The following is a 24,040-nucleotide window of genomic DNA, read 5'->3' as shown; positions in this document are numbered from 1 at the left end:
TTTAAGAAGACACCGATGAACGTCGCGCCTTCGATCTCGCCTGCCCTCGACACCGCCAAGCCGCTGTCCATCGCCGTCATGGCCATGGGCGGTCAGGGCGGCGGCGTGCTCGTCGATTGGATTGTCGCCTTGTGCGAGTCCCAAGGCTGGGCCGCCCAGTCGACCTCGGTGCCCGGGGTGGCGCAACGCACGGGCGCCACGGTCTACTTCATCGAAGTGCTGCCATTGCCACCCGGTGCGCCGAAGGGCCTGCGACCGATCCTGTCGTTGCTGCCCGTGCCGGGTGAAGTCGACATCGTCATTGGCGCCGAGCTGATGGAAGCCGGCCGCGCCATGCAGCGCGGCTTCGTAACGCCCGACCGCACCACCCTCATCGCCTCTTCGCACCGCCACTATGCGGTGGCCGAGAAGCAGAGTCCGGGCGACGGCATCGGCGAAGCTGAGAACGTCTTTGCCGCCGCCGCCGCCGCCTCCAAGCGCTTCATCGCTTTCGATATGGCGGAGCTCGCCGAGAAGGCTGGCAGCGTCGTCTCGGCCGTACTGTTCGGTGCCGTCGCCGCGTCCAAGACGCTGCCGTTCGAACGCGCCGCCTTCGAGGCGACCATCCGCGCCGCCGGCGTCGGCGTCGAGCCAAGCTTGCGCGCCTTTGCGTTCGGCTACGACGGTGCGCTGGCCGAAGCCAGCCACGGCCCCGCCCATACCGCGTTCAAAGCACCGATCGCCAAACGTTATCCGGCGCTTGCGCCGGTCGGCAACGCCGCCTATGACGCGCTGGTGGCGCGCGCGCAGAAGGAATTCCCGCATCCCGCGCACGATATGATCGGCGCCGGCTTGCAGCGCGTCGTCGACTATCAGGATGTCGCCTACGGCAAGGAATATCTCGATCTGCTCGCCGGCATCCTGGCGCTCGACAAGGCCAATGACGGCGAAGCGCGCGGCTATGTGCTGACCCGCACGGCGGCGAAGTACATCGCGACCGCGATGGCCTATGACGACGTGTTCCGTGTCGCCGATCTGAAGACGCGGGGCAGTCGTTTCGAACGGGTGCGCAAGGAAATCGCGGCTGCGCCGGATCAACTCGTCTACACGACCGAATACATGCATCCGCGCATGGAAGAAGTCTGCGGCGCGCTGCCGGCCGGACTCGGCCGCTTCATCGAAAGCCGCCCGGGCTTGTTCAAGGCGCTCGACAAGGTCGTCAACCGCGGCCGCCGCGTGCAGACCGGCACCATCCGCTGGTTCCTGCCGCTCTACTTCCTCGGCGGCATGCGCCGCTTCCGACGCGGCACGTTGCGCCACCGCAACGAGGTTGCGCACCGCGACGCCTGGCTCGCCAAGGTGAAAGCCGCCGCGCCGAAGAACTACGACTTCGCGGTCGAACTGTTGCAGGTGCGCCGCCTGGTGAAGGGCTATTCCGACACGCATGCGCGCGGCACGTCGAAATTCGACAAGGTCATGCTAGGCGCCGCCAAGGTCGAAGGCCGCCCCGACGCCGCCGAATGGGTGCGGCGCCTGCGCGAAGCCGCGCTCAAGGACGAGGACGGCATCGCGCTGTCCGGCGCGTTGAAGACGATCGACAGTTTCGTCTGATACGACGCTAGCAACACTCTCCGCTCATTCCCGCGTAAGCGGAAATCCAGTTCTTTCAGCGGCAGTGCTGGGTCCGCGCTTTCGCGGGACGACGAGCGGACAGTTACCCCAGCGCCTTGCGCGCCGAGTTCTTCGCCTTGCCGAGCAGGCGCATCAGCGTCTCCTGCTCGTTCTTCGACAGGTCGCAAAACAGATCCGCGATCCAGTTCTCGTGCGCCGCCGCCATGGCGCGGAAGGCGCGGCGACCTTCCGCGGTCAGCTTCACAAGTTGCGTGCGCCGGTCGGTCGGCGACGGCTGGCGATCAAGCAGACCTTGCGACACCAGGCGATCCACCAGACCGGTGATGTTGCCGTTCGACACCATCAGCCGCTGCGACAGCTCGCCGAGCTTCATGCCGCCCGGCGCCTTGTCGAGTTGCGCCATCAGATCGAAACGCGGCAGCGTGATGTCGTAATTGTCGCGCAACTTGCGGCGGATCTCGTTCTCGATCAGCACCTTGCAGCTGAGCAGCCGCAGCCAGAGGCGCAATTCCTCTTTGTGATCGCCCGGCCGTTCAATCACCTTGGTTTCGACGTCGAGCGGAAGCGCGGCTGCGTCGTCCATTGCACCGGTCTCCTGGCGGCGCGCGAATCATGCGCGCGGAAATAGGCCTTGCACTCGTACTATATACGCCTGCGGCGCGGGCGCGGAATTATTTTATACTTGAAATGATTTTCGCGCTCCCTACACTCGTTCGAATGTGGCGCCCGCCCGAACGCATCCAATTCGAAGCCAAACTTGGCCATGTTCCGTCGCGCGAAGAAGCCGCGCGCGCTCGGCTGTTTTCTCCCGTCGCGATCGGCCCGGTAACGCTCACGCAGCGCACCTGGATCCCGGCCATGGTGCCGTGGCGCGCGACCGAAGACGGCTTCGTCACCGATGACGTCATCGAGTGGTATGCGCGTTTCGCCCGCGGCCGGCCGGGCGCGATCGTGGTCGAAGCGACCGGCATCCGCGACGTGCCGAGTGGGCCGCTGATGCGCATCGGCCACGAGCGCTACATTCCCGGCCTGCGCAAGCTCGTCGACGCGGTGCGCGAGGCAAGCCATGGCGAGACGCGGCTGTTCATCCAGCTCATCGACTTTCTGTCGATCCGGCGTCGTCCGGATCGGGCGAAGTATCTCGAGCGATTCCTGACGATCACCGACGCGCATCGCCAGGCGCTCGGCGAGCCCGCGCTGCCCGAAGCCGAGGTGCGGACGCGCCTCACCGCGCTGCCGCCGGCCGAACTGGCGAAAGTGCTCACCGAGCGCGAACTCGAAGCGCTCGACTTCGGCTATCGCGAGCGTGTCACCGACATGCATCTCGCGCACATTCGCGACTTGCCCCAGACGCTGCCCGGGCTCTTCGCCGATGCCTCCGCGCGAGCGCAGCAAGCGGGCTTCGACGGCGTCGAGCTGCACTATGCGCACGCCTACACCATGGCGTCGTTCCTTTCGCGCAAGAACACGCGCACGGACGGTTATGGCGGCGCGCGCGAGAACCGTCTGCGGCTGCCGCTCGAGGTCTACGAGGCCGTGCGTGCGCGCGTCGGCGCAGACTTCGCCGTCGGCTGCCGCTTCCTGGCCGACGAGTGCATCGACGGCGGCAGCGATGTCGACGATGCGCGCTTCTTCGGCCTGGCCTTCGCCAAGGCCGGCATGGACTTCCTGTCGACCTCGCGCGGCGGCAAGTTCGACGACGCCAAGCAGCCGGGCGTCGGCGGCGCCGCCTACCCCTATACGGGTCGCAGCGGCTACGAGTGCATGCCGCAATACATTTCCGACGCGCGCGGTCCGTTCGGCCGCAACATCGCGGCGACCGCGGCGATCCGCAGCGACATCCGCGCGGCCGGCCTCGGCACCCCGGTCGTCTGCGCCGGCGGCGTGCACAACTTCGACATGGCCGAGAAGATGCTGGCCGACGAGACCTGCGACATCGTCGGCGCGGCGCGGCAATCGCTGGCCGACCCCGACTGGTTCCGCAAGATCGCGCTCGGCCGCGGCGGCGAGGTGCGGCTGTGCGAGTTCACCAATTACTGCGAAGGCCTCGACCAGAAGCACAAGACGGTGACCTGCCAGCTCTGGGACAAGCTCGACCTCGACGCCCCCGGCGTCGCCAAAACCGCCGACGGCAAGCGCCGCCTGACGCCGCCCGACTGGCAATAGTTACGCAAGCGACCATTGACAGCCGCCCGCCCCGCTGATTATTTTAAGTATAAAATAATTTCACGCGCGGCTGCGGACCGGCATCTTGCCGCCCGATCTTGCCTCGATGTGAAGAACCGCGGCACGCAAAGGCGTGTAATGTCGGGGCAGCTCGTGAAGCAGGACCACTAGATTATGCGCATTGTCTGCATCGGCGGCGGCCCCGCTGGCCTCTATTTCGGCCTCCTGATGAAGAAGGCCAATCCGTCCCATCAGGTCTCGGTCGTCGAGCGCAACCGGCCCTACGACACGTTCGGCTGGGGCGTGGTGTTCTCCGACGCGACCATGGAGAACATGCGCGTCTGGGATCCCAAGACCGCCGAGGAGATCGAAGTCGCCTTCAACCATTGGGACGACATTGAGGTTCTGATCAAGGGCCGGCGCATGCGCACGACCGGCCACGGCTTCGTCGGCATCGGCCGCAAGCGCCTTCTGAACATTCTGCAGAAGCGCTGCGAGGATCTCGGCGTCGAACTGGTGTTCGAGCGCGAGGTCGACAGCGACACCGAATTCCCCGATGCCGATCTGATCATCGCCTGCGACGGCGTCAATTCCAAACTGCGCAACAAGTACCAGGCTGCGTTCGAGCCCGATATGGTCGTGCGGCCGAACCGTTACATCTGGCTCGGCACCGAGAAGAACTTCGACGCCTTCACCTTCGACTTCCGCCGCACCGAGCACGGCTGGTTCCAGGCGCACGTCTACAAATTCGACGACAAAACCTCGACCTTCATCGTCGAGACGACCGAAGAGACCTTGCTCGCGCACGGCCTCGATACCGCAACGCCGGACGAGTCGGTCGCGTTTTGCGAGAAGATCTTCGCCGAAGTGCTCGACGGCGAGCCGCTGCTGACCAATGCGCGGCATCTGCGCGGCTCGGCCTGGCTGAACTTCAACCGTCTGATCTGCGGCAAGTGGAGCCACTTCAACGGCAAGAGCCATGTGGTGCTGATGGGCGATGCCGCGCACACCGCGCATTTCGCTATCGGCTCCGGCACCAAGCTGGCGCTGGAGGACGCGATCGAGCTGACACGTCAGTTCGACAAGTTCGGTCACACCGCCGACAAGATCCCACAGGTGCTCGCGGCCTACGAGGAAGTGCGCCGCGTCGACGTCGCGCGTATCCAGAACGCCGCGCGCAACGCCATGGAATGGTTCGAGGTGGTCGGCTCCCGTTATGCCGACACGCTCGAGCCCGAGCAGTTCATGTATTCGCTGCTCACCCGCTCGCAGCGCATCAGCCACGAGAACCTGCGCCTGCGCGACAAGCTCTGGCTCGAAGGCTACGAGCGCTGGTACGCGCAGCGTTGCGGCCTCAATGTCGAGCCCGGCCAGCGCCCCACTCCGCCGATGTTCACGCCCTATCGCGTGCGCGGCGTGACCCTGGCCAACCGCATCGTGATGTCGCCGATGGCGATGTACTCGGCGGTCGACGGCGTGCCGAACGACTTCCATCTCGTGCATCTCGGCAGCCGCGCCATGGGCGGCGCCGGCCTCGTCTTCGGCGAGATGACCTGCGTGTCGCCCGATGCGCGCATCACGCCCGGCTGCCTCGGTTTGTGGAACGACGAGCAGGCCAAGGCTTGGCAGCGCGTCGTCGACTTCATCCATACGACACCGGCCAAAGCGGGCATTCAGCTCGGCCATGCCGGCCGCAAGGGCTCGACGCGCCTTGCCTGGGAAGGCATCGACCAGCCGCTGCTCAAGGACAACTGGCCGCTGATTTCCGCGTCGAACGGCTCCTACCTCGCCGGCGCGCCGGCGGCACGCGAGATGACGCGCGCCGACATGGACCGCGTGAAGGCCGACTTCGTTGCTGCCACCAAGCGCGCCGCGGCGATCGGCTTCGACGTGCTCGAGCTGCACTGCGCCCACGGTTATCTGTTGTCCGCCTTCCTGTCGCCGCTGACCAACAAGCGCACCGACGAATACGGCGGCAGCCACGAGAACCGCGCCCGCTATCCGCTGGAAGTGTTCAACGCCATGCGCGCCGTCTGGCCCGAGGACCGGCCGATGTCGGTGCGCCTATCGTGCCACGACTGGACCGAAGGCGGTAACACGCCGGAAGACGCCGCGATCTTCTCGCAGATGTTCAAGGATGCCGGCGCCGATCTGGTCGACTGCTCGTCGGGTCAGGTCGACAAGGCCGAGCAACCGGTCTACGGCCGTCTGTTCCAGACACCGTTCGCCGACAAGATCCGCAACGAGATCGGCATCGCCACCATCGCCGTCGGCGCCATCTTCGAGGCCGATCACGCCAACTCGATCATCGCCGCCGGCCGTGCCGACCTGTGCGCTGTCGCACGGCCGCATCTCGCCGATCCGGCATGGACATTGCACGAAGCGGCCAAGATCGGCGTCAAGACGGTGCCGTGGCCGAAGCAATACTATTCGGGCAAGGCGCAGTACGAGACCAACATCGAGCGCGCGGCCGCCACGCAGCCGCAACGATGACGGTCCACGCGTAAGGAGCCCTGGTGGCCAAATTTCGCGTCAAGCGGCTGGTGCGGTTCGGACATTGCGATCCGGCCGGGATCGCTTATTTCCCGGCCTATATCGACATGCTGGTCGGCGTGGTCGAGGATTTCTGGATCGCGCTCGGCTTTCCCTGGACCGACCAGCTCGGCCACCGCAACATCGCCAATCCGACGGCGCATCTGTCCTGCGACTTCATCCGCGCTTCGCGGCAGGGCGACGTGCTCACCTTCACGATGACGCTGGAGCGCATCGGCAATTCCTCGCTCGCGCTCGGTCACAATGTGACGCGCGGCGAGGAAGTGGTGTGGACCTGCAAGCAGGTGCTGGTCGCCATGGACACCAAGTCCGGCACGGCGATGCGCTGGCCGGACGATATCCGCGCGGCCCTGAAGAACTTTGCCGAGGCGCCCGACGTTCCTGGGGACCCCACGGGCGCCTAGAGCGACAACGACAGGCCGCGGGTGTAGCGTCGCGCCATGAAGCCCTCCCGCGACATTTCCCGTCTCATCGAGATCATGGCCGCGCTGCGCACGCCGGTGACCGGCTGCCCGTGGGACCTCGAGCAGACCTTCGACACCATCGCGCCCTACACGCTCGAGGAAGCCTATGAGGTCGCGGACGCCATCGCGCGTGGCGACATCGAGCACCTCAAGGATGAGCTCGGCGATCTCCTGCTGCAGGTCGTGTTCCACGCGCGGATGGCGCAGGAGCAGGGTCTGTTCGCCTTTGACGATGTCGTCGAGGCCATCACCACCAAGATGATCCGCCGCCACCCGCACATCTTCGCCGATGCAGACGGCAAGACCGCCGAGGCGGTGAAAGGCCTGTGGGAGCAGATCAAAGCGGAAGAGAGAGCCGCGCGCGGCGAGAAGGCGCCGACCGGCGCGCTCGCCGGCGTACCGGTCGGCCTGCCCGCCCTCACCCGCGCCTTGAAGCTGCAGAACAAGGCCGGTCAGGTCGGTTTCGACTGGAACGATCCGCGCGCGGTGCTCGACAAGATCCGCGAGGAAGCCGACGAGATCGAAGCCGCGCTCGACGAGAACGACGAGGCGCATGCCGCGACGGAAGTCGGCGACCTGTTGTTCGCCGTGGTCAACCTCGCGCGCCACCTCAAGGCCGACCCAGAAGGCGTCCTGCGCGGCACCAATCTCAAATTCGAGCGGCGCTTCGGCTCTATCGAAAAGGCGCTGGCGGCGCAGGGCAAAGCCCCGCAGGACGCGACTTTGGCGGAAATGGATGCGCTGTGGGATGCGGCGAAGGCAGCGGAGAAGGCGGCCGAGAAGTAGCGGCCTGATCGAAGGCCGCACTGCCAATCGCTGTGTTCTCGTCGCTCGATTCCATTCCCGCGGTCATTGCCGGGCTCGACCCGGCAATCCATGAGGTCGTGCGGCAAAACGAGACGAACGTATGCCCTCATGCGGAGGCAATTCATCATGGATGCCCGGGTCAAGCCCGGGCATGACCGGAGCGGATGGCACCCGTCGAATGGTTCGGTCGAGCGATAGCATCGCCGGATCAATGCCGTTTTAGGCCGCCGTCACCGCGTACCTCCGGCGCACCATCTCGGCGTTCTTCGGGTCGGCGCGCACGGTCACGGCAAGGCGGCCGTCCTCGCCCATGTCCTTCGACAGCACTTCGGAATGGCGGTAGAGCCAGCTCAAACCGGCGCCGTCGGCCGGATCAAGCGAGAGCGAGAGCGTCTGACGTCCTTCGCCGAGCCGCGCTTCGATCGCGTCGGTCAGATGGTCGATGCCCTCGCCGGTGACGGCCGACACGACGATCGGCTGGCGGTCCGGCGGCTGCCGTTCGGCAAGATTGATCAGCCGGTCGCGGCCCTCGGCATCGAGGCGATCGACTTTATTCCAAACCTCGATCATGCGCGGATCGTTCGGCGCAATGCCCAGCTCTTCGAGCACCTTCGCCACGTCGAGCGACTGCGCCGCCGCATCCTCGTGCGACATGTCGCGCACATGCAGGATGACGTCGGCCTCGATTACCTCTTCCAAGGTGGCGCGGAACGCCGCGACCAACATGGTCGGCAGATCGGAGATGAAGCCGACCGTGTCCGACAGGATCACACGGTTGCCATGGGGTAGATCGACCGCGCGCAAAGTCGGATCGAGCGTCGCGAACAGCATGTCGGCCGACAGCACCGTCGCCTGCGTCATGCGGTTGAACAAGGTCGACTTGCCGGCATTGGTGTAGCCGACGAGCGCCACGATCGGATACGGCACGCGCTTGCGGCTTTCCCGATGCAGCGTGCGCGTGCGCTTGACCTTCTCAAGCTCCTGCTCGATGCGCGAGATGCGCTCGTCGAGCATGCGTCGATCCGCTTCGATCTGCGTCTCGCCCGGACCGCCGAGGAAGCCGAAGCCGCCACGCTGGCGTTCGAGATGCGTCCACGCGCGCACGAGCCGCGTCTTCTGATAGCTCAGATGCGCAAGTTCGACCTGCAGCGAACCTTCCTTGGTGCGCGCGCGGCGGCCGAAGATTTCGAGGATGAGACCGGTCCGGTCGATGACCTTGGTATTCCAGGCCTTCTCGAGGTTGCGCTGCTGGACCGGCGAGACCGGACAGTCCATCACCACGACGGACGCCTCCAGGCTCTTCACCAGGCCGGCGATCTCGTCGACTTTGCCTTTCCCGATATAGGTCGCTGGCCGGATCTCGTTGAGCGTCACGAGACCCGCCTCGACGACATTGAGATCGATGGCGTGCGCGAGACCGACCGCTTCGGCGAGGCGTGCTTCGGGCGTGCGCACGTCCGCAGCCGCGCGGCTGGTATCGCCGCGCGGGCTCGCCTTCAGCCACGGCTCGATCACGATAGCGCGGCCCGTCTCCTCGCCCGTCGTTGTCGGGCTTAGACGGTCGGCACGCTGATCACGACGACGTGGTTCCAATTACGCCTTGTCCCCGGCCCCTTCCTCACCGCCTTCGAACAGCGAGATCGGATGGCCCGGCATGATGGTCGAGATGGCATGCTTGTAGACGAGTTGGGAATGTCCGTCCCGTCGCAGCAGCACGCAGAAGTTATCGAACCATGTAACAACGCCCTGAAGCTTCACACCGTTCACAAGAAAGATGGTGAGCGGGATTTTTGCTTTGCGGACGTGATTGAGAAAAGTGTCTTGCAAGTTCTGCGCACGTTCGGCGGCCATGGCCGTTGTTCCATTTTTTCGCTCGCGTCTTGGGGCGCGAGACGTTTCGTTGCCCGGATCACTTTGCGTGCGCAACATTGCGCACGTCGCCTTTGCCCCACGCAAAAGCGGTTCAAGTTCCGGGGATTGCTATTAGATGGCAGGAGCGCGCGGGGCGCAAGCACAAGTTGGCAATCGGTCGATCAAGTCTCTGAATTAATTAGAAATCTTCTCTTTCTCCGTGAGAGGCAAGGGCTGCTCGCGCGCGTCGCCTTACACAATTTCGGCGTACCGGTGGTAATCTTTTCGCAGCGCGGTTGCGACCAGACCGGGCGCACCGTTGCCGACCGGCTTGCCGTCAATGCTGACCACCGGCATGACGATCTGGCTCGCCGATGTCACGAAAGCCTCACGCGCGGCATAGGCCTCCTCGACTGTGAAGGCCCGTTCCTCGAACTTGAGGCCCTGCGCCTTCACCAGATCGAGCACCACCGAGCGGGTGATGCCGGGCAAAATGTCGCGGCCGAGCGGACGGGTGATGAGTACGCCGTCACGGCTAACGATCCACGCATTGGACGAAGCGCCCTCGGTGACGTTGCCCCGCGCGTCGACGAGCCAGGCCTCGCGTGCGCCCTGGTCGCGCGCCGCCTGTTTGGCGAGCACGTTCGGCAGCAGCGCCACCGACTTGATATCGACCCGCTGCCAGCGGATGTCCGGCGCGGTGACGACCGCGATGCCCTCTTCCGCGACACGCTCCAGGCGCGACAGATCGTTGCTGCGCGCGGTCACGACCACCGACGGCCGCGTCCCATCCGGCGGAAACGGAAAGTCGCGCGGCGCGACGCCGCGGGTGACCTGCAGATAAACGATACCGTCGTGTACCCGATTACGACGGACCGTCTCGCGCATCACCAGACTGAGCGCGGCCGCCGACATCGGGCGCGCAATGCGCAGTTCGCTCAGCGAGCGATCGAGCCGGGCCATGTGGCGGCGCTCGTCCACGAGGCGCCCGCCGCGCACTTCGCAGACCTCGTAGACCCCGTCGGCAAACTGATAGCCGCGGTCCTCGATCGAGACGGCGGCTTCCTCGCGCGGCAGATAACGCCCGTTGACATAGGCGATGCGGGACATGGTGACTTACTTCCGTGACGTATTTGTCCGATGCGGCCCTTCACCACGCGCGTCTCCGCGCAAGTGGGGACCCAGCGCTGGAGTCCCGCTTGCGCGGGAATGAGCGGAGTTCGTGGCAATGCCGCGCATACTTACAATTATCCGATTCCGAGCGCCTTGAGCTTGCGGTGCAGGGCCGAGCGCTCCATGCCGACGAATTCGGCGGTGCGCGAAATGTTGCCGCCGAAGCGGGAAATCTGTGCCACCAGATATTCGCGCTCGAACACCTCGCGCGCGTCGCGCAGCGGCAGGCCCATGAGCTGCTCGCCGCCATTGCCGTTCGGCATCGACGGCACCATGGAGCCGACATCCGGCGGCAACATGCCGGCATCGAGCACGGCGTCGGGATCGCCGCCGGCCAGGATCATCAGACGCTCGATGTTGTTGCGGAGCTGGCGCACATTGCCCGGCCAGTTGTGCGACTGCAGCACCGCCATGGCATCGTCGCCGATGCGCCGCTTCGGCAGGCCGGTCGCCTGCGAGATCTGGTCCATGAAGTAGTCGACGAGGTCCGGAATGTCCTCGCGCCGCTCGGCCAGAGGCGGCACGCGGACCGGCACCACCGACAGCCGGTGATAGAGGTCCTCGCGGAATTTGCCCTCCCCGATCAGCGCCTCGAGATTGCGCGAGGTCGACGACACGACGCGCACGTCGACCGCGATCTTTGCGTTGCCGCCGACGCGCTGGAAGGTCTGATCGACCAGCACGCGCAAGATCTTGTTCTGCGTCTCGCGCGGCAGGTCGGCGACGTCGTCGATGAACAAGGTGCCGCCATGCGCCTCTTCCAGCGCGCCGGTCTTGCGGCCTTCCGAGCCGTTGGTCTGATCGACGCCGAACAGCTCGACCTCCATGCGCTCCGGCGTGATCGCGGCGGCGTTGATGACGATGAACGGCCCGCCGGCGCGCGCGGAGAGCTGATGAATGGTGCGCGCCGCGAGCTCCTTGCCGGCGCCGGAGGGGCCGACGATCAGGATGCGGCTGTTGGTCGGCGCCACGCGTTCGATCGCCTGGCGCAGCTGCGAGATCGACGCCGAACGGCCGACCAGCGAACTCGGCCCCGGCGCCAGTTGCTTGAGCTGCTTGACCTCGCGCTTGAGCCGCGACGTCTCCAGCGCGCGCTCGGCGACCAGCAGCAGCCGGTCCGCCTTGAACGGCTTCTCGATGAAGTCGTAGGCGCCGTGCTTGATGGCGGCGACCGCGGTCTCGATGTTGCCGTGGCCCGAAATCATGACGATCGGCAGTTCCGGGTGCTCCTGCTTGATGGCATCGAGGAGCTGCAGACCGTCGAGCTTGGAGCCCTGCAGCCAGATATCGAGAAAGACAAGGCTCGGCCGCCGCGTCGCGACCGCGGCCAGCGCCTCGTCGCTGTTGCGGGCCGTACGGGTCGCATAACCCTCGTCCTGCAGAATGCCGGCGACCAGGTCGCGGATATCGGCTTCGTCGTCGACGATCAGAATTTCAGCGGACATATCGTCACTCGTTCACGGTCTTCTGTCGTTCAGGCTCTTCCGCCTTGTCGGCGGCTGCGAATTGCACGCGCACCCAAGCACCGCGCTGGCCGGGAATTTTGTCGGCGGCATCCCGCAATTCGATGATGCCGCCATGCTCTTCGACAATGCGGCCAACAATGGCGAGACCGAGGCCGGTGCCCTTCTCGCGCGTCGTCACATAGGGTTCGAGCAGGCGCGAGCGGTTTTCCTTCGGCAAACCGATGCCGTTATCCACAACGTCGATGACGATGTTGTCGCCTTCGCGCGCGGCATAGACCCGAATGGAGCCCTTGCCAAGCTCCTCCGGCGGCACTGCCGCAATGGCCTCGGTCGCGTTCTTGATGATGTTGGTCAGCGCCTGCGAGATCAGCCGGCGATCGAAGCGCGCGGGCATCTGCTCCTCGGCGATCTCGGCCTCGATGTCGATATCGGCATTGCCGACGCGCATCAGGAACACCGCCTCGCGCACCGTATCGGCGACGTCCTCGGCGGCGATCACCGGCTTGGGCATGCGCGCGAAGCGGGAGAACTCGTCGACCATGCGGCGGATGTCGTCGACCTGCCGCACGATGGTGTCGGTGCACTGGTCGAATATCGCGCGGTCCTCGGTGATCAGCTTGCCGTATTTGCGTTTGATGCGCTCGGCCGACAGCTGGATCGGCGTCAGCGGGTTCTTGATCTCGTGCGCGATGCGGCGGGCAACGTCCGCCCAGGCCGAAGTGCGCTGCGCTGCCACCAGATCGGTGATGTCGTCGAGCGTGACGACGTAGCCGTGATGCGCCTCGCTCGATTGTTCGCTGGTCACGCGCACCGAGAGATTGCGCTCGCGGCCGTGGCGCGTGATGGTGAAATGATCCTGCGCCGGCCCGCCGACCTGCGCCGCCTCCATGATCGTGGCAAGCTCCGGCAGCACCTCCGACAGCGGCCGGCCGAGCACTTCCGCCTCGCTGCGGCCGATCAGCCTTTCGGCCGACCGGTTGAGAATGCTGATATGGCCTTCGGCATCGACGCCGATGACGCCCGCGCTGGCGCCGGCGAGCACGGCCTCGGTGAACCGGCGGCGGCTGTCGATCTGATCGCGCGCGCGCATGATGTCGTCATGCTGCGTGCGCAGCTCCTGCGTCATGCGGTTGAAGGTCTCGCCGAGTTGCGCGAGATCGCCCTCGGACTGACGCACCGGCACGCGCACGAACAGATTGCCGGTGGAGACCGCATTGGCCGCGCCGATCAGACGCCGGATCGGCGCCACCAGCCGGTTGGCGAAGTTCAAACCGATCCACACCGCCGACAACAGCACGATGAGCGCAATCACGGTGTACATCAACGCGAAGGCCACCTGCACGCCGACCCGGCGCGCCTCGATCGCGGCATATTCGGTGACGCTGGCGCGCGTCGCCTGCAGCTGCGGCACCACGCGCGGGTCCAAGAGACGCGTCACGTAGAGCCAGCGGTTCTCGTATTTGTCCACCTTGATGACGGCGGCGACATAATTCGTATCCGGCAGCAGCACGATCTGCGGATCGGTGGTGCCGATCTTCGGCAGCGCGTCGCGCGGCGGCAGCGCGAACGTCTGCGTCGTGCTCACGTCGGCGCGCGCGACGACATCGAGGTCCTGATCGAGCATGATGACGGCGGCCAGTCCGCGCACCTGCGCCTGGAAGGTCAGAAACTGGCGCAACTTGTCCGGATCCTGATCGAACAGCGGCTTGGTGCGCGCCACGTCGAAGGCCAGCACCATGATGTCGGAGCGCACGATCTGCGCGTGGTCGCGCAAATAGGCCTCGGCGACGATCAGCGAGTTTTCGATCGCCGCGCGGGTCCGCGTCGAGAACAGCCGGTCGAGGCCGCGGTCGAGCGTCACGCTCGCCACGATCGCCACCAGGATCGCCGGTGCCGCAGCGATGATCGAGAACAGGCCGACGATGCGCACGTGCAGCCGCGCCGCCGCGCGCCCCGTGCGCCGCGCCTGAACAACCTGCCAGACTTCCTTGATGATGACGCCGAGGAGCAGCAGCACCGTCGCCGCGTTGACGAGGAGCAGCGTCACGACAACGTTGTGCGTCGGCGAGATCGGCGTCAGGTCGGCGAGAACGATGAAGGTGATGAAGGCCGACAGCAGCGCGAGGCCGACCGCCAACGGACCCAGCAGACGGCCCTCGCCTTTCCGCGCGGCATTACCGGCGAGCGCATTGTCGGCGGAGGCAGCCTGTTCGACGCTCATGGACAGCCTTTGGACACCCGGCGGAAATGACGGGCCCACGGCCCAAAGGGATCGCGCCGTCGGGGATTCCCGGCCCCGCCGACACTGAGGCATTTATACAACAATGTTGCCGAATTGAGACGATTCCGCGGCGCCCCACAACAACCAACCCACGGCAGTAGTTCGTGAAAAGAACTACCCGAGCATGTCCCGCACCAGCGGGATGACTTTGCGGCCGTAAAGCTCGATGGATCGCATCATTTTCTCATGGGACAGCGGCCCGGCGCTGTATTTCATGTCGAAACGGGCGGCACCGAGCGCCTTTGCCGTCGCGGCGATCTTGCGGGCCACGGTCTCCGGCGATCCGACGTACAGCGAGCCGTGCTCGATCTCCCGCTCGAACTCGGGCCGGCCCATCGGCGGCCAGCCGCGTTCGGCGCCGATCTTGTCGCGCATGCGCTTGTAGAAGGGGAAGAGCGCATCCTTCGCCTCAGCATCGGTCTCGCCGACGAAGCCATGCGAGTGCACGCCGACGGCCAAGTCCGGCTTGCCCGTCTCCTTGAGCGCGCGGCGAAAGAGGTCGGCATAAGGCACGAAGCGCTTGGGGTCGCCGCCGATGATGGCCAGCATCATCGGCATGCCGTAGTGGGCCGCGCGCATCACGGATTCCGGCGTGCCGCCCACACCGATCCAGGTGGTCAAATGGCCGGACTCGGTCTTGGGAAAGACGCTCTGGTTCGCGAGCGGCGCGCGCAGCTTGCCCTGCCACGTGACCGGCTTCTCGGTGAGGACAGCGGCGTACAGATCGAGCTTCTCGTTGAACAGCGCCTCGTAATCATCGAGGTCGAAGCCGAACAACGGAAAGGACTCGATGAAGGAGCCGCGGCCGAGGATGACCTCCGCACGCCCATTCGACAGGGCGTCGAGCGTGGAAAAGCGCTGAAAGACCCGGATCGGATCGTCCGACGACAGCACCGTCACTGCCGAACCGAGCCGGATGCGCTTGGTGCGGCTCGCAATCGCGGCAAGCACCATCTCGGGTGATGATACGGCGAAGTCACCGCGATGATGCTCACCGACGCCGATGAAATCGACGCCCACCTCGTCGGCGAGCACGGCCTCGTCGACCAGATTGCGGATCACCTGCGCGGCGGAAAGCGGCTTGCCGTCAGGACCGTCGGTGATATCGCCGAAAGTATCGAGGCCGAGTTCGATCGGTGTCGTCATAGGCGTTCATCCTGCCTGCGTGGGCCGCATTCGACGCGCCCACGGCGTCACGGCCGGGCATAGCCCGTCAAAGACGGGCATGCACGCCCTTATGTCCCGGGCATCTACGCCTTCCTTGTATCAAAGACGTGGATGCCCGGCACAAGGCCGGGCATGACGAGAAATAGACCAAGGATGGCGCCGCGATGATAGATCAGGTTCCGCCGCGATACACTTGAATGTCGAGATCGCGGATTTTCTTGCGCAGCGTGTTGCGGTTGACCCCGAGCAGGTCCGCCGCGCGGATCTGATTGCCGCGCGTCGCGGCCAAAGCCGCCGTCAACAACGGATATTCGATCTCGCGCAACACGCGATGATAGAGACCCGCCGGCGGCAAGCCGTCCTCGAAGCCGGAGAAGTAGGTCGACAGATGCCGCTCGACCGCGGCGCCCAAGCTCTCGTCCGGCCGCGGCTCGTCGCTGCCCACCGGCAGCACCGGCTGGGCCAGCTCGGAGTCGATCACCGCAGCCGTGATCGTCTCCTGCGGATAGAGCGCCGCCAGACGGCGGGCGAGGTTCTCCAGTTCGCGCACATTGCCCGGCCAGCGGTGACGCTTAAGCCGGTCGAGCGCGGCCTGGTCGATCTGCTTGGGCGGCAGCCCCTCGCGTTCGGCCTGGGCGAAGAAGTGGCGAATGAGATCCGGAACGTCCTCCGTGCGCTCGCGCAGAGGCGGCAGCCGCAGCGGCACGACGTTGAGGCGGAAGAACAGGTCTTCGCGGAACAACCCCTGCTGGATGAGCTGGCGCAGGTCTTTGTTCGTCGCGGCGACGATGCGCACATCGCTCTTGATCGGCGTGCGGCCGCCGACGGTCGTGTACTCGCCCTGCTGCAAGACGCGCAGAAGGCGCGTCTGCGCCTCCATCGGCATGTCGCCGATTTCGTCGAGGAACAACGTGCCGCCTTCGGCCTGCTCGAAGCGGCCGGCGCTGCGCGTGTTGGCGCCGGTGAAAGCCCCCTTCTCGTGACCGAATAGTTCGGACTCGATGAGATCGCGTGGGATCGCCGCCATGTTGATGGCGACGAAGGTGCCGGCGCGGCGCTTGCCGTAATCGTGCAGCGCGCGCGCCACTAGTTCCTTACCGGTGCCGGACTCGCCGGAGATCATCACCGTCAGATCGGTCTGCATCAGCCGCGCCAGCACGCGGTAGATTTCCTGCATCGCCGGCGAGCGGCCGACCAACGGAATGGAATCGAAATCCTCGCTCTTGGGTGCCGGCGCCCGTTTGTCCTTCGGCTCCGAAAGCGCGCGGCCGACGATGCCGATCAACTCCTTCAGATCGAAGGGCTTCGGCAGATACTCATAGGCGCCGCGCTCGGACGCGCGAATAGCCGTCATGAAGGTGTTCTGCGCGCTCATGACGATGATCGGCAGATCGGGTCGCGCCTTGCGGATGCGCGGGATCAGGTCGAAGGCATTCTCGTCCGGCATCACCACGTCGGTGATGACGAGATCGCCATCGCCTTGCGTCACCCAGCGCCACAAGGTGGCGGCGTTACCGGTCGAGCGCACTTCATAACCGGCGCGCGACAAGGCTTGATTGAGGACGGTGCGGATCGCGGCATCGTCATCGGCAACGAGAATGCTTCCCGTCGGCATGGTCGTGTTACCTCACGGGCTCTGAACCGGCCGGAACGTCGTCGGATGCGCCGCCCTCCCCGGTGTAAATGGGCATCAAAACGCGGAAGACGGTGCGGCGCGGCTGCGATTCACATTCGATGATGCCGCCATGGTCGTTCACGATCTTGGCGACCAAGGCGAGGCCCAGCCCGCTGCCGGTGCGCTTGGTGGTCACGAACGGATCGAACAGATGCGGCATGAGATCGTCGGGCACGCCGGGGCCGTTGTCCTTGACGCAGAACTCGAGCGGCAACGACACGCGGGCACGGCTGCCCGGCACCGACAGGCGCACGCCCGGCCGGAACGCGGTGGTGAGTTGGATCTCGCCGTCGGTCGCGGTCTCGCCGATCGCCTCGGCGGCATTCTTTACGAGATTGAGGAAGACCTGCACCAGTTGATCGCGGTTGGCGAGCACCGGCGGCAGCGACGGGTCGTATTCCTCGACGAATTTGATGTGGCGGGCAAAGCCCGTCTGCGCCAGCCGCTTCACGTGATCGAGCACGACGTGGATGTTGACCGGCTCGCGCTCGACCGGCCGCTCGTCGGCGAACACTTCCATGCGGTCGACCAGCTTCACGATGCGATCGGTCTCGTCGCAGATCAGCTTGGTGAGCGAACGATCGTCGTCGGCCGCCGACTGTTCGAGCAGTTGCGCCGCGCCGCGGATGCCGGACAGCGGATTCTTGATCTCGTGCGCCAGCATGGCGGCGAGCGCGATCACCGAACGCGCGGCGCCGCGATGGGTGAGCTGCCGGTCCATTTTGTCGGCGATGGTGCGCTCCTGCAGCATCACCACGACGTGGTCGACATATTCCGGCAGCGGCGCGACATGCAGGTCGACCAGACGCTCGCCGGGATTACGCGGTGTGGCGAGATCGACCTTGTATTCGTTCACGGCGGCGCCGCGTTGGCGCACCTGCTCGACCAAGGTGAGCAGCGGCGAGCCGAACGGCACCAGGTCGCGCAGCAGATGGCGCCGCAGCACCGCGACCGAGCTGTCGAAAAACTGCTCGGCGGCGACATTGGCGTCGGCGATCTTGCCGTCGGGCGCGACGGTGATCACCGGATGCGGCAGCGCGTTGAGCATGGCGTCGGCCGGGGAGCCGACGGCGGGAGACAAGGCATGGGCGCGGCTCATGCGGCGGCCCTCCAGGAAAAGTCGTCATAGGCTTCGGCGAGGAGCCCGCGTGCCTGTGCCGGTTCCTCGGCGGTAAGCACGCGGGATCGATGATGCTTGAGAACGTCGGCGGCGGCGCCGGCGCTGGCGGCGGCACAGTCAAGCGCCCACCCCAGATGCTTGCGCGCATGACGGCGGCCGATGCGCACGCCGTGATGCGTGATCATTTCGTCGTACAGCGTCTGGATCAGGTTGAGTTGCTCGGACAGCGACGGGTCGTCGCCGCGTTCGCCGGTGGCGAGAAAGCGCGCGACCTGCCCCGGAACCCAGGGCCGGCCCTGCGCCGCCCGGCCGATCATCACGGCATCGGCGCCGGATGACTCCAGGGCCGCGACTGCATCGTCGAACGAACGGATGTCGCCATTGACCACGACCGGCACGCCGACGGCTTCCTTGACCGCGCGCACGGCGGACCAGTCGGCGCTGCCGGTATAGAACTGGCAACGGGTGCGGCCATGCACGGTGATCATCTGCACGCCGGCGGCTTCCGCACGGCGCGCCAGGTCCGGCGCGTTGAGCGAGGAGGCGTCCCAGCCGAGCCGCATCTTCAGCGTCACCGGGACTTTGACCGCGCCGACAGTCGCCTCGATCAGCGTCAGGGCATGGTCGAGATCGCGCATGAGCGCCGAGCCGGAGGCACCGTTGGTGACCTGCTTCGACGGACAGCCCATGTTGATATCTATGATGTGCGCGCCCTGCGCTTCGGCGATGCGGGCGCCTTCGGCCATCCAGTGCGCCTCGCAGCCGGCAAGCTGGACGACGTGGATGGCAACGCCCCGCCCTTCGCTGCGGACCGCCGCCTCACGCTCGCCGCGGGCCAGACCTCCGCAGGCGGTCATTTCGGATACCACCAATCCGGCCCCCAGCCCTTCGGCCAGGCGGCGGAACGGAGCATCGGTAATGCCGGACATCGGCGCCAAAACGACCGGGTTTGGCACCGGAATAGTTCCGATTTGCAACGGCGACGCACAATTCAAGGTTGTTTTCATCCAAATCCCATACTTGCACACAGTTTAGGCGCAAGCGCTACGATGCCCAGAGTTTAGCCATTTTCCTGGGGTGCGCAAGTGTTGCACTGCGAAAAAATGTTCATGCTTAAGAATCAAGCAGTCACGCATTCGGTTTGCGTCAGAACAAGATCAGGGTAAAGCCTTGGCCGAAAAGGAGTACGGCATGGCGCGAATAGCGGCTGTGGTGGTGGCTGCCGGCAGCGGGATACGGGCCGGCGGCGACAAACCCAAGCAGTTTCGAACGATCGGTGGCGAAACCGTGCTGCGGCGCACGCTATCCGCCCTGCTCGACGTTGCGGCGATCGACGTCATCCAACCTGTGATCCGGCTTGAAGACACGAGCCTCTTTAAGGCGGCGACCGAGGCGTTGCCGCCCGCGAAATTCAACGCCCCTGTCGGCGGCGGTGCCACGCGCCAAGAGTCCGTCCGCGCCGGCCTCGAAGCGCTGGCGTCACAGGCGCCGGATGTCGTGCTGATCCACGACGCCGCCCGCCCCTTCGCAAGCCGCGCGCTCATCGAACGCGCCATCGCCGCGGCGGAGAAGACCGGCGCCGCCATTCCTGGCCTCGCCGTCACCGACACCATCAAGAGCGTCGACTCCCATAGCCTCGTCGGCGAGACGCTCGACCGCTCGTCCTTGCGCGCCATCCAGACGCCCCAGGCCTTCGCCTTCGCCCCGCTCCTCGAAGCACATCGGCGCGCGCACCGCGAGGGCCGCAACGACTTCACCGACGATGCCGCCCTCGCCGAATGGGTCGGCATGCAGGTCGTCGTCTTCGACGGCGAAGCCGGCAACATCAAGATCACGCATCCGGAGGATTTTATGCGCGCGGAGTCCATGCAAGCGGCCCAGCTCAGCGACGTGCGCACCGGCACCGGCGTCGACGTGCACGCCTTCGGCCCTGGCGATCACGTCATGATCGGCGGCGTCAAGATCGCCCATACGCAAGCGCTCACCGGCCACTCCGATGCCGACGTCGGCCTGCATGCGCTGGTCGACGCCATTCTCGGCGCACTCGCCGACGGCGATATCGGCTCGCATTTTCCGCCCAGCGATCCGCAGTGGAAGGGCGCTTCCTCCGACCGCTTCTTCACCTTCGCGGTCGACCGCGTGAAGGCGCGCGGCGGCATGATCGCGCATCTCGACCTCACCATCGTCTGCGAGGCGCCGAAGATCGGCCCGCACCGCGACGCCATCCGTGCGACTGTCGCCAACCTCGCCGGCATTGACCTGTCCCGCGTGGCGGTGAAGGCGACTACCAGCGAAGCGCTCGGCTTTACAGGCCGCCGTGAAGGTATCGTCGCCTATGCGACGGCGACGGTGCGTCTGCCCTGGAGCTGACGATGATCGACGACGAGATGCGCCAAGCGGCGATCGCCCTGCTCGACTTGTGCAAGCAGAAGCAGCTGACGGTCGCCACGGCGGAGTCCTGCACCGGCGGCCTTGTCGCCGCCGCGCTCAGCGAGATCGCCGGCTCGTCGGCTGTCCTCGACCGCGGCTTCGTCACCTACTCGAACGAAGCCAAGCAGCAGATGCTCGGTGTCACGCCCGCGACGATTGACGTCTACGGCGCCGTAAGCACCGAGTGCGCCGCCGAGATGGCCAACGGCGCGCTCGCACATGCGCAGGTCGACCTTGCCGTATCGATCACCGGCATTGCCGGTCCGACCGGCGCGACACCGGGCAAGCCTATCGGCCTCGTCTATTTCTGCGCGGCTTCTCGCAGCGGCCGCGTTATCGCCCATGACCGCAAGTTCGGCGACATCGGCCGCTCCAACGTGCGCCACGCTTCGGTGCTGCAGGCCTTGGCAATGCTGCATGAGCTCGCAGAAAAGGAAGAGCCGCGACCGCCGGCCGGCGCCAGTTAATTGCCGCCCCGGCTACTTCGACACTCTGGCGAGGCGGCCCATCTCGTTGCGCAGCATGTTGCCGAGCCGTTTGCCCCGATTGCGCAGCATGCGCAGCAGACCGCTGTCGACGAAATATTGCAGGATGATCAGGTCGCGCGTTTCGACCTCCGGCCCGACCGGATCGACCGAATGCCACGTGTTGTCGCCGACGGCGAAAGCCATGCCGCTATTGGGCGCAAAGCGCCCCTGCCCGGCCCGACGAAAACTGCCATCCGCCATCTTCTCATGAACCACTGTGCCGATGTGCTGCAGCGTGTCGTCCGGCGGCAGATAAATGAGAACGGTGATGCCCTTCCAATGGGTATCCGTATGTGGCGGGATCGAATACCCCGACACGTCGCGCGTCAGCACCGGCACGGGAAACATGCCGACGTCGGCGAAATCCTCGCCGAAGCGCCTTTCAAGGCCGGGCGCCAGGCGCCGCATGAAGGCATCCTGCAACGCGCTCGAGCATAGGCTCCGACCGACCAGATCCCATAGCGCACGATCTTCGCGCGGCAGAAGCCGCGTGTATTCAGGAAACAGATCGATCTTCACCCGCGTCGGGCTGCCGTCCGCCCGGTTGCTGTCCTTGCTGCGCCCCGACATCGGCCGATATTCGGTCAAGGACGGCAAGCTGGCGACGATCTGCTGATAGATGTCGTCGGGAAAGAAGCGATCCAATTCTAAATGCAAGAACGGGTCATCGACCGCCCGTGCTTCATTCACCCGCTCGACCGCAAACGCAGTAACGCGATCGAGCTGCCGCTGGTCCGCCATCGCTTCTCCTCCAACTCCACCCGGGAGTTAGGGGAGGCGTGCCGGCGGAAACATTGACGCACGTCAATGAAGGCGCGGCTCTAGCCCCAGGCCATCCGGCGCACTGGACGCTGTGCCGTGCGGGTCTCGCGCCGCCGTACGGACTTGCGCTCGTCCTGCTGATGCGACACCTCGTCCATCCGGGACAAGGTCGACGCCACCTGCTGCAGGCCTTCCGCCTGCTGCGTACCCGCCGTTGCAATCGCCGAGATGACCGCAGCAACTTCCTTGATGGAGTCGACAATCTCATTGAGCGCCGCGCCGGCGCCATTGACGAGCGTGACGCCGTCTTTCACCTGGCTGTTGCTCTTGCTGATCAGATCCTTGATGTCCTTGGCCGCGTCCGAAGAGCGTTGCGCGAGACTGCGCACTTCCGACGCCACGACGGCGAAGCCCTGCCCCGCCTCTCCCGCACGCGCCGCCTCGACGGCCGCGTTGAGCGCCAGAAGATTGGTCTGCCGGGCGATCTCGTCGATGACTCCGATAATATCGGAAATCTGCCGCGATGACCCCTCGATCAACGACATGGCCTCGACCGCCTTGCCGACGACCTTGCCACCGCGGTCCGCCGCCTCGCGGGTCCCGCGTGCCAATTCATTCGCCTGCTGGGCGTTGCCTGCCGTTTCCTTGACGGCGCCGGATATCTCGCCGAGCAGGCGATCGACCTCCGCGGCGTGGTTCTGCAAGGCGGCGGCGCTGCGCGCCTCGCTCTCGCGGCGCAACTCCTCGAGGTTCTCGATATAGGTCGAGATCGCCAGATCCATGTCGAGCATCACGGCCTTCATCAAGACGCCGACCGCCGCGGCGGTGCTTTCCGTCTTCTTCCGGCCACCCAGGAATCCGGACGGCCTGGTATCGGCCCAAATCGCGTTGATCAGATGTTCGACGAGCAACCCGTAACCGCCGATGTACCAGCTTGGCTTGATGCCGAGATGCGCATGGGTTCGCCCGATCTGCTGCGCGCTCTGAAGATAGGCATCGCCGAGGCGGCCGCCGCTGATGTTGCCCCAATGGGCGATCTGCGCCTGCTTGGCCCGCTCCATCTGCGCGGCATCGGCGAAGAAGCGCTTCAGCTCCGGAAACCGCGCCATGTGCTGATAGAAGGCATCGAGCGCCTGCGGCAGATGCCTGTCGACCGAGGGCTTGAGCGTGCGCAACGCCGCGAGCGCTTCTTCATCGAGTTTGAGAAAGTTGAGGCGATCGTTGATCGAATCGACCTTGGCTCGCATTGCACGAAGTCCCATGACCCTAAATTGCTGGGCTATGCAATGGGCCAGTCGTGGTATGCGATTGGTTAATTCGCCTCGTGCGGCGTGGAAATTAAGCGCTTGCGATCTCCCGCGGATAGATTCGTGCCGCCGCCACACGCGGACGGACAGGCGGACATCCGGCAAGGCGTGACGTCCACGCCTTGCGCTTAGCGGGAGGCCCCCGGGCATGGCGTGGGCGCGCACGAGGCCAGCGCGACGCGATTCGGATCGCGCGCGTTGACCGCGCTCTGCCGCCGCGCTCAGGCGCTGAGCTGCGACTGCTCTTTCTGTTCGGCGGCCGGCCTCTCCCGGGTAACCTCGGGATGCGCCTCGCGCTCGGCATGGGCACCGGCCGGCAACTGCAGCACGGTCGCGCGCTGCCCAAGGCACAGGCGTGTCACCAATACTACCTTACCGTTGGGAAATTCGAGCGCGTCATGATGCGTGTCGGGCCGATCCATCTGCACCTGACGGAAGCGTGCCACGCGTTGCCCCGTATTGCCGAAACCGAACCGCGGCAGCAGCCTGCGGAAAACGTGTTCGATCTGCACGTCATCTTCAAAGGCGAGCTCGGTACCAGGACGCAGACATACCGCCACGAGCGGTTCTTCTTTGGCAGTAAAGCCCCGCGTGAACGAGCCGGTGAAGGCGGTCGAAACCAACTTGTCGCCAACGCTTGCGGGGCGGCTGGCGACACCATGGAGACTGTAGTCGCACAT

At 65.6% G+C, this 24,040-nt stretch carries 20 protein-coding genes; 7 read left to right on the top strand and 13 right to left on the bottom strand.

Annotated elements, in window-relative coordinates; genetic code table 11:
* Positions 1-15 precede the first annotated feature (15 nt).
* Complete coding sequence (locus DW352_RS04865) at positions 16-1,590, top strand: indolepyruvate oxidoreductase subunit beta family protein (RefSeq protein ID WP_115689044.1); 1,575 nt, start codon at positions 16-18, stop codon at positions 1,588-1,590.
* A gap of 103 nt (positions 1,591-1,693) precedes the next feature.
* On the opposite strand, the gene DW352_RS04860 is transcribed toward DW352_RS04865, so the two are convergent.
* Positions 1,694-2,194 (bottom strand): MarR family winged helix-turn-helix transcriptional regulator, encoded by a 501-nt coding sequence (locus DW352_RS04860; protein ID WP_115689042.1) that lies wholly within the window; start codon positions 2,192-2,194, stop codon positions 1,694-1,696.
* 134 nt (positions 2,195-2,328) lie between these two features.
* On the opposite strand from DW352_RS04860, the gene DW352_RS04855 reads away from it, so the two are divergent.
* The 4 genes from DW352_RS04855 (at position 2,329) to mazG (ending at position 7,580) form a co-directional block, all read left to right on the top strand.
* Positions 2,329-3,777, top strand: a complete 1,449-nt coding sequence (locus tag DW352_RS04855; RefSeq protein ID WP_115689040.1) for an oxidoreductase — start codon at positions 2,329-2,331, stop codon at positions 3,775-3,777.
* 174 nt (positions 3,778-3,951) lie between these two features.
* Positions 3,952-6,270 carry a bifunctional salicylyl-CoA 5-hydroxylase/oxidoreductase gene (locus DW352_RS04850; RefSeq protein WP_115689038.1) on the top strand — a complete coding sequence of 773 codons (2,319 nt, stop codon included), beginning with the start codon at positions 3,952-3,954 and terminating at the stop codon, positions 6,268-6,270.
* A gap of 23 nt (positions 6,271-6,293) precedes the next feature.
* Positions 6,294-6,734, top strand: coding sequence for an acyl-CoA thioesterase (locus tag DW352_RS04845; RefSeq protein WP_115689036.1), 441 nt, complete (start codon positions 6,294-6,296; stop codon positions 6,732-6,734).
* 36 nt (positions 6,735-6,770) lie between these two features.
* Positions 6,771-7,580, top strand: a complete 810-nt coding sequence (gene mazG / locus DW352_RS04840; protein ID WP_115689034.1) for a nucleoside triphosphate pyrophosphohydrolase — start codon at positions 6,771-6,773, stop codon at positions 7,578-7,580.
* Between the two features lie 240 nt (positions 7,581-7,820).
* Here the strand turns inward: mazG and hflX are convergent, their stop codons facing one another.
* The 9 genes from hflX to dusB all read right to left on the bottom strand — a co-directional run bounded on the left by hflX (position 7,821) and on the right by dusB (position 19,341).
* Positions 7,821-9,194, bottom strand: coding sequence for a GTPase HflX (gene hflX / locus DW352_RS04835; protein ID WP_115689032.1), 1,374 nt, complete (start codon positions 9,192-9,194; stop codon positions 7,821-7,823).
* On the bottom strand, positions 9,195-9,452 hold the full coding sequence (gene hfq, locus DW352_RS04830) for an RNA chaperone Hfq (RefSeq protein WP_115689030.1): 258 nt from the start codon (positions 9,450-9,452) through the stop codon (positions 9,195-9,197).
* Between the two features lie 252 nt (positions 9,453-9,704).
* Positions 9,705-10,562 carry a D-amino-acid transaminase gene (locus DW352_RS04825; RefSeq protein ID WP_115689028.1) on the bottom strand — a complete coding sequence of 286 codons (858 nt, stop codon included), beginning with the start codon at positions 10,560-10,562 and terminating at the stop codon, positions 9,705-9,707.
* Positions 10,563-10,699: 137 nt separating this feature from the next.
* Entirely contained in the window at positions 10,700-12,070 is a 1,371-nt protein-coding gene (ntrX, locus tag DW352_RS04820; protein ID WP_115689026.1) for a nitrogen assimilation response regulator NtrX, read from the bottom strand.
* Positions 12,071-12,074: 4 nt separating this feature from the next.
* On the bottom strand, positions 12,075-14,312 hold the full coding sequence (locus DW352_RS04815) for a sensor histidine kinase NtrY-like (protein WP_115689024.1): 2,238 nt from the start codon (positions 14,310-14,312) through the stop codon (positions 12,075-12,077).
* Positions 14,313-14,486: 174 nt separating this feature from the next.
* The gene (locus DW352_RS04810) at positions 14,487-15,518 is read right to left on the bottom strand and encodes an LLM class flavin-dependent oxidoreductase (protein ID WP_115689022.1); all 1,032 of its coding nucleotides are present in this window, start codon (positions 15,516-15,518) and stop codon (positions 14,487-14,489) included.
* 193 nt (positions 15,519-15,711) lie between these two features.
* Complete coding sequence (gene ntrC / locus DW352_RS04805) at positions 15,712-17,154, bottom strand: nitrogen regulation protein NR(I) (protein WP_115689020.1); 1,443 nt, start codon at positions 17,152-17,154, stop codon at positions 15,712-15,714.
* A gap of 7 nt (positions 17,155-17,161) precedes the next feature.
* On the bottom strand, positions 17,162-18,313 hold the full coding sequence (locus DW352_RS04800; protein ID WP_115689018.1) for a two-component system sensor histidine kinase NtrB: 1,152 nt from the start codon (positions 18,311-18,313) through the stop codon (positions 17,162-17,164).
* Positions 18,310-19,341, bottom strand: coding sequence for a tRNA dihydrouridine synthase DusB (gene dusB, locus DW352_RS04795; RefSeq protein ID WP_115689016.1), 1,032 nt, complete (start codon positions 19,339-19,341; stop codon positions 18,310-18,312). The genes DW352_RS04800 and dusB overlap by 4 nt, the downstream gene beginning before the upstream one ends.
* Positions 19,342-19,525: 184 nt before the next feature.
* Here dusB and DW352_RS04790 point away from each other — a divergent pair, with 184 nt between their 5' ends.
* Together DW352_RS04790 and DW352_RS04785 are read left to right on the top strand one after the other, a co-directional pair.
* Entirely contained in the window at positions 19,526-20,704 is a 1,179-nt protein-coding gene (locus DW352_RS04790; protein WP_115694240.1) for a bifunctional 2-C-methyl-D-erythritol 4-phosphate cytidylyltransferase/2-C-methyl-D-erythritol 2,4-cyclodiphosphate synthase, read from the top strand.
* 2 nt (positions 20,705-20,706) lie between these two features.
* Positions 20,707-21,231, top strand: coding sequence for a CinA family protein (locus DW352_RS04785; RefSeq protein ID WP_115689014.1), 525 nt, complete (start codon positions 20,707-20,709; stop codon positions 21,229-21,231).
* A 12-nt stretch (positions 21,232-21,243) separates the two neighbouring features.
* Here the strand turns inward: DW352_RS04785 and DW352_RS04780 are convergent, their stop codons facing one another.
* The 3 genes from DW352_RS04780 to DW352_RS04770 form a co-directional block, all read right to left on the bottom strand.
* On the bottom strand, positions 21,244-22,032 hold the full coding sequence (locus tag DW352_RS04780; protein WP_115689012.1) for a hypothetical protein: 789 nt from the start codon (positions 22,030-22,032) through the stop codon (positions 21,244-21,246).
* Positions 22,033-22,112: 80 nt separating this feature from the next.
* Positions 22,113-23,300 (bottom strand): globin-coupled sensor protein, encoded by a 1,188-nt coding sequence (locus tag DW352_RS27150; protein ID WP_210209931.1) that lies wholly within the window; start codon positions 23,298-23,300, stop codon positions 22,113-22,115.
* A 281-nt stretch (positions 23,301-23,581) separates the two neighbouring features.
* Positions 23,582-24,040: a hypothetical protein gene (locus DW352_RS04770; protein ID WP_115689008.1), complete on the bottom strand. Its 459-nt coding sequence runs from the start codon at positions 24,038-24,040 to the stop codon at positions 23,582-23,584.

Origin of the sequence: Pseudolabrys taiwanensis, assembly GCF_003367395.1 — a bacterium.
Classification (GTDB): domain Bacteria; phylum Pseudomonadota; class Alphaproteobacteria; order Rhizobiales; family Xanthobacteraceae; genus Pseudolabrys; species Pseudolabrys taiwanensis.
The sequence above is the reverse complement of the archived record's forward strand: the minus strand, read 5'-3'. Positions and strand labels throughout refer to the sequence as shown.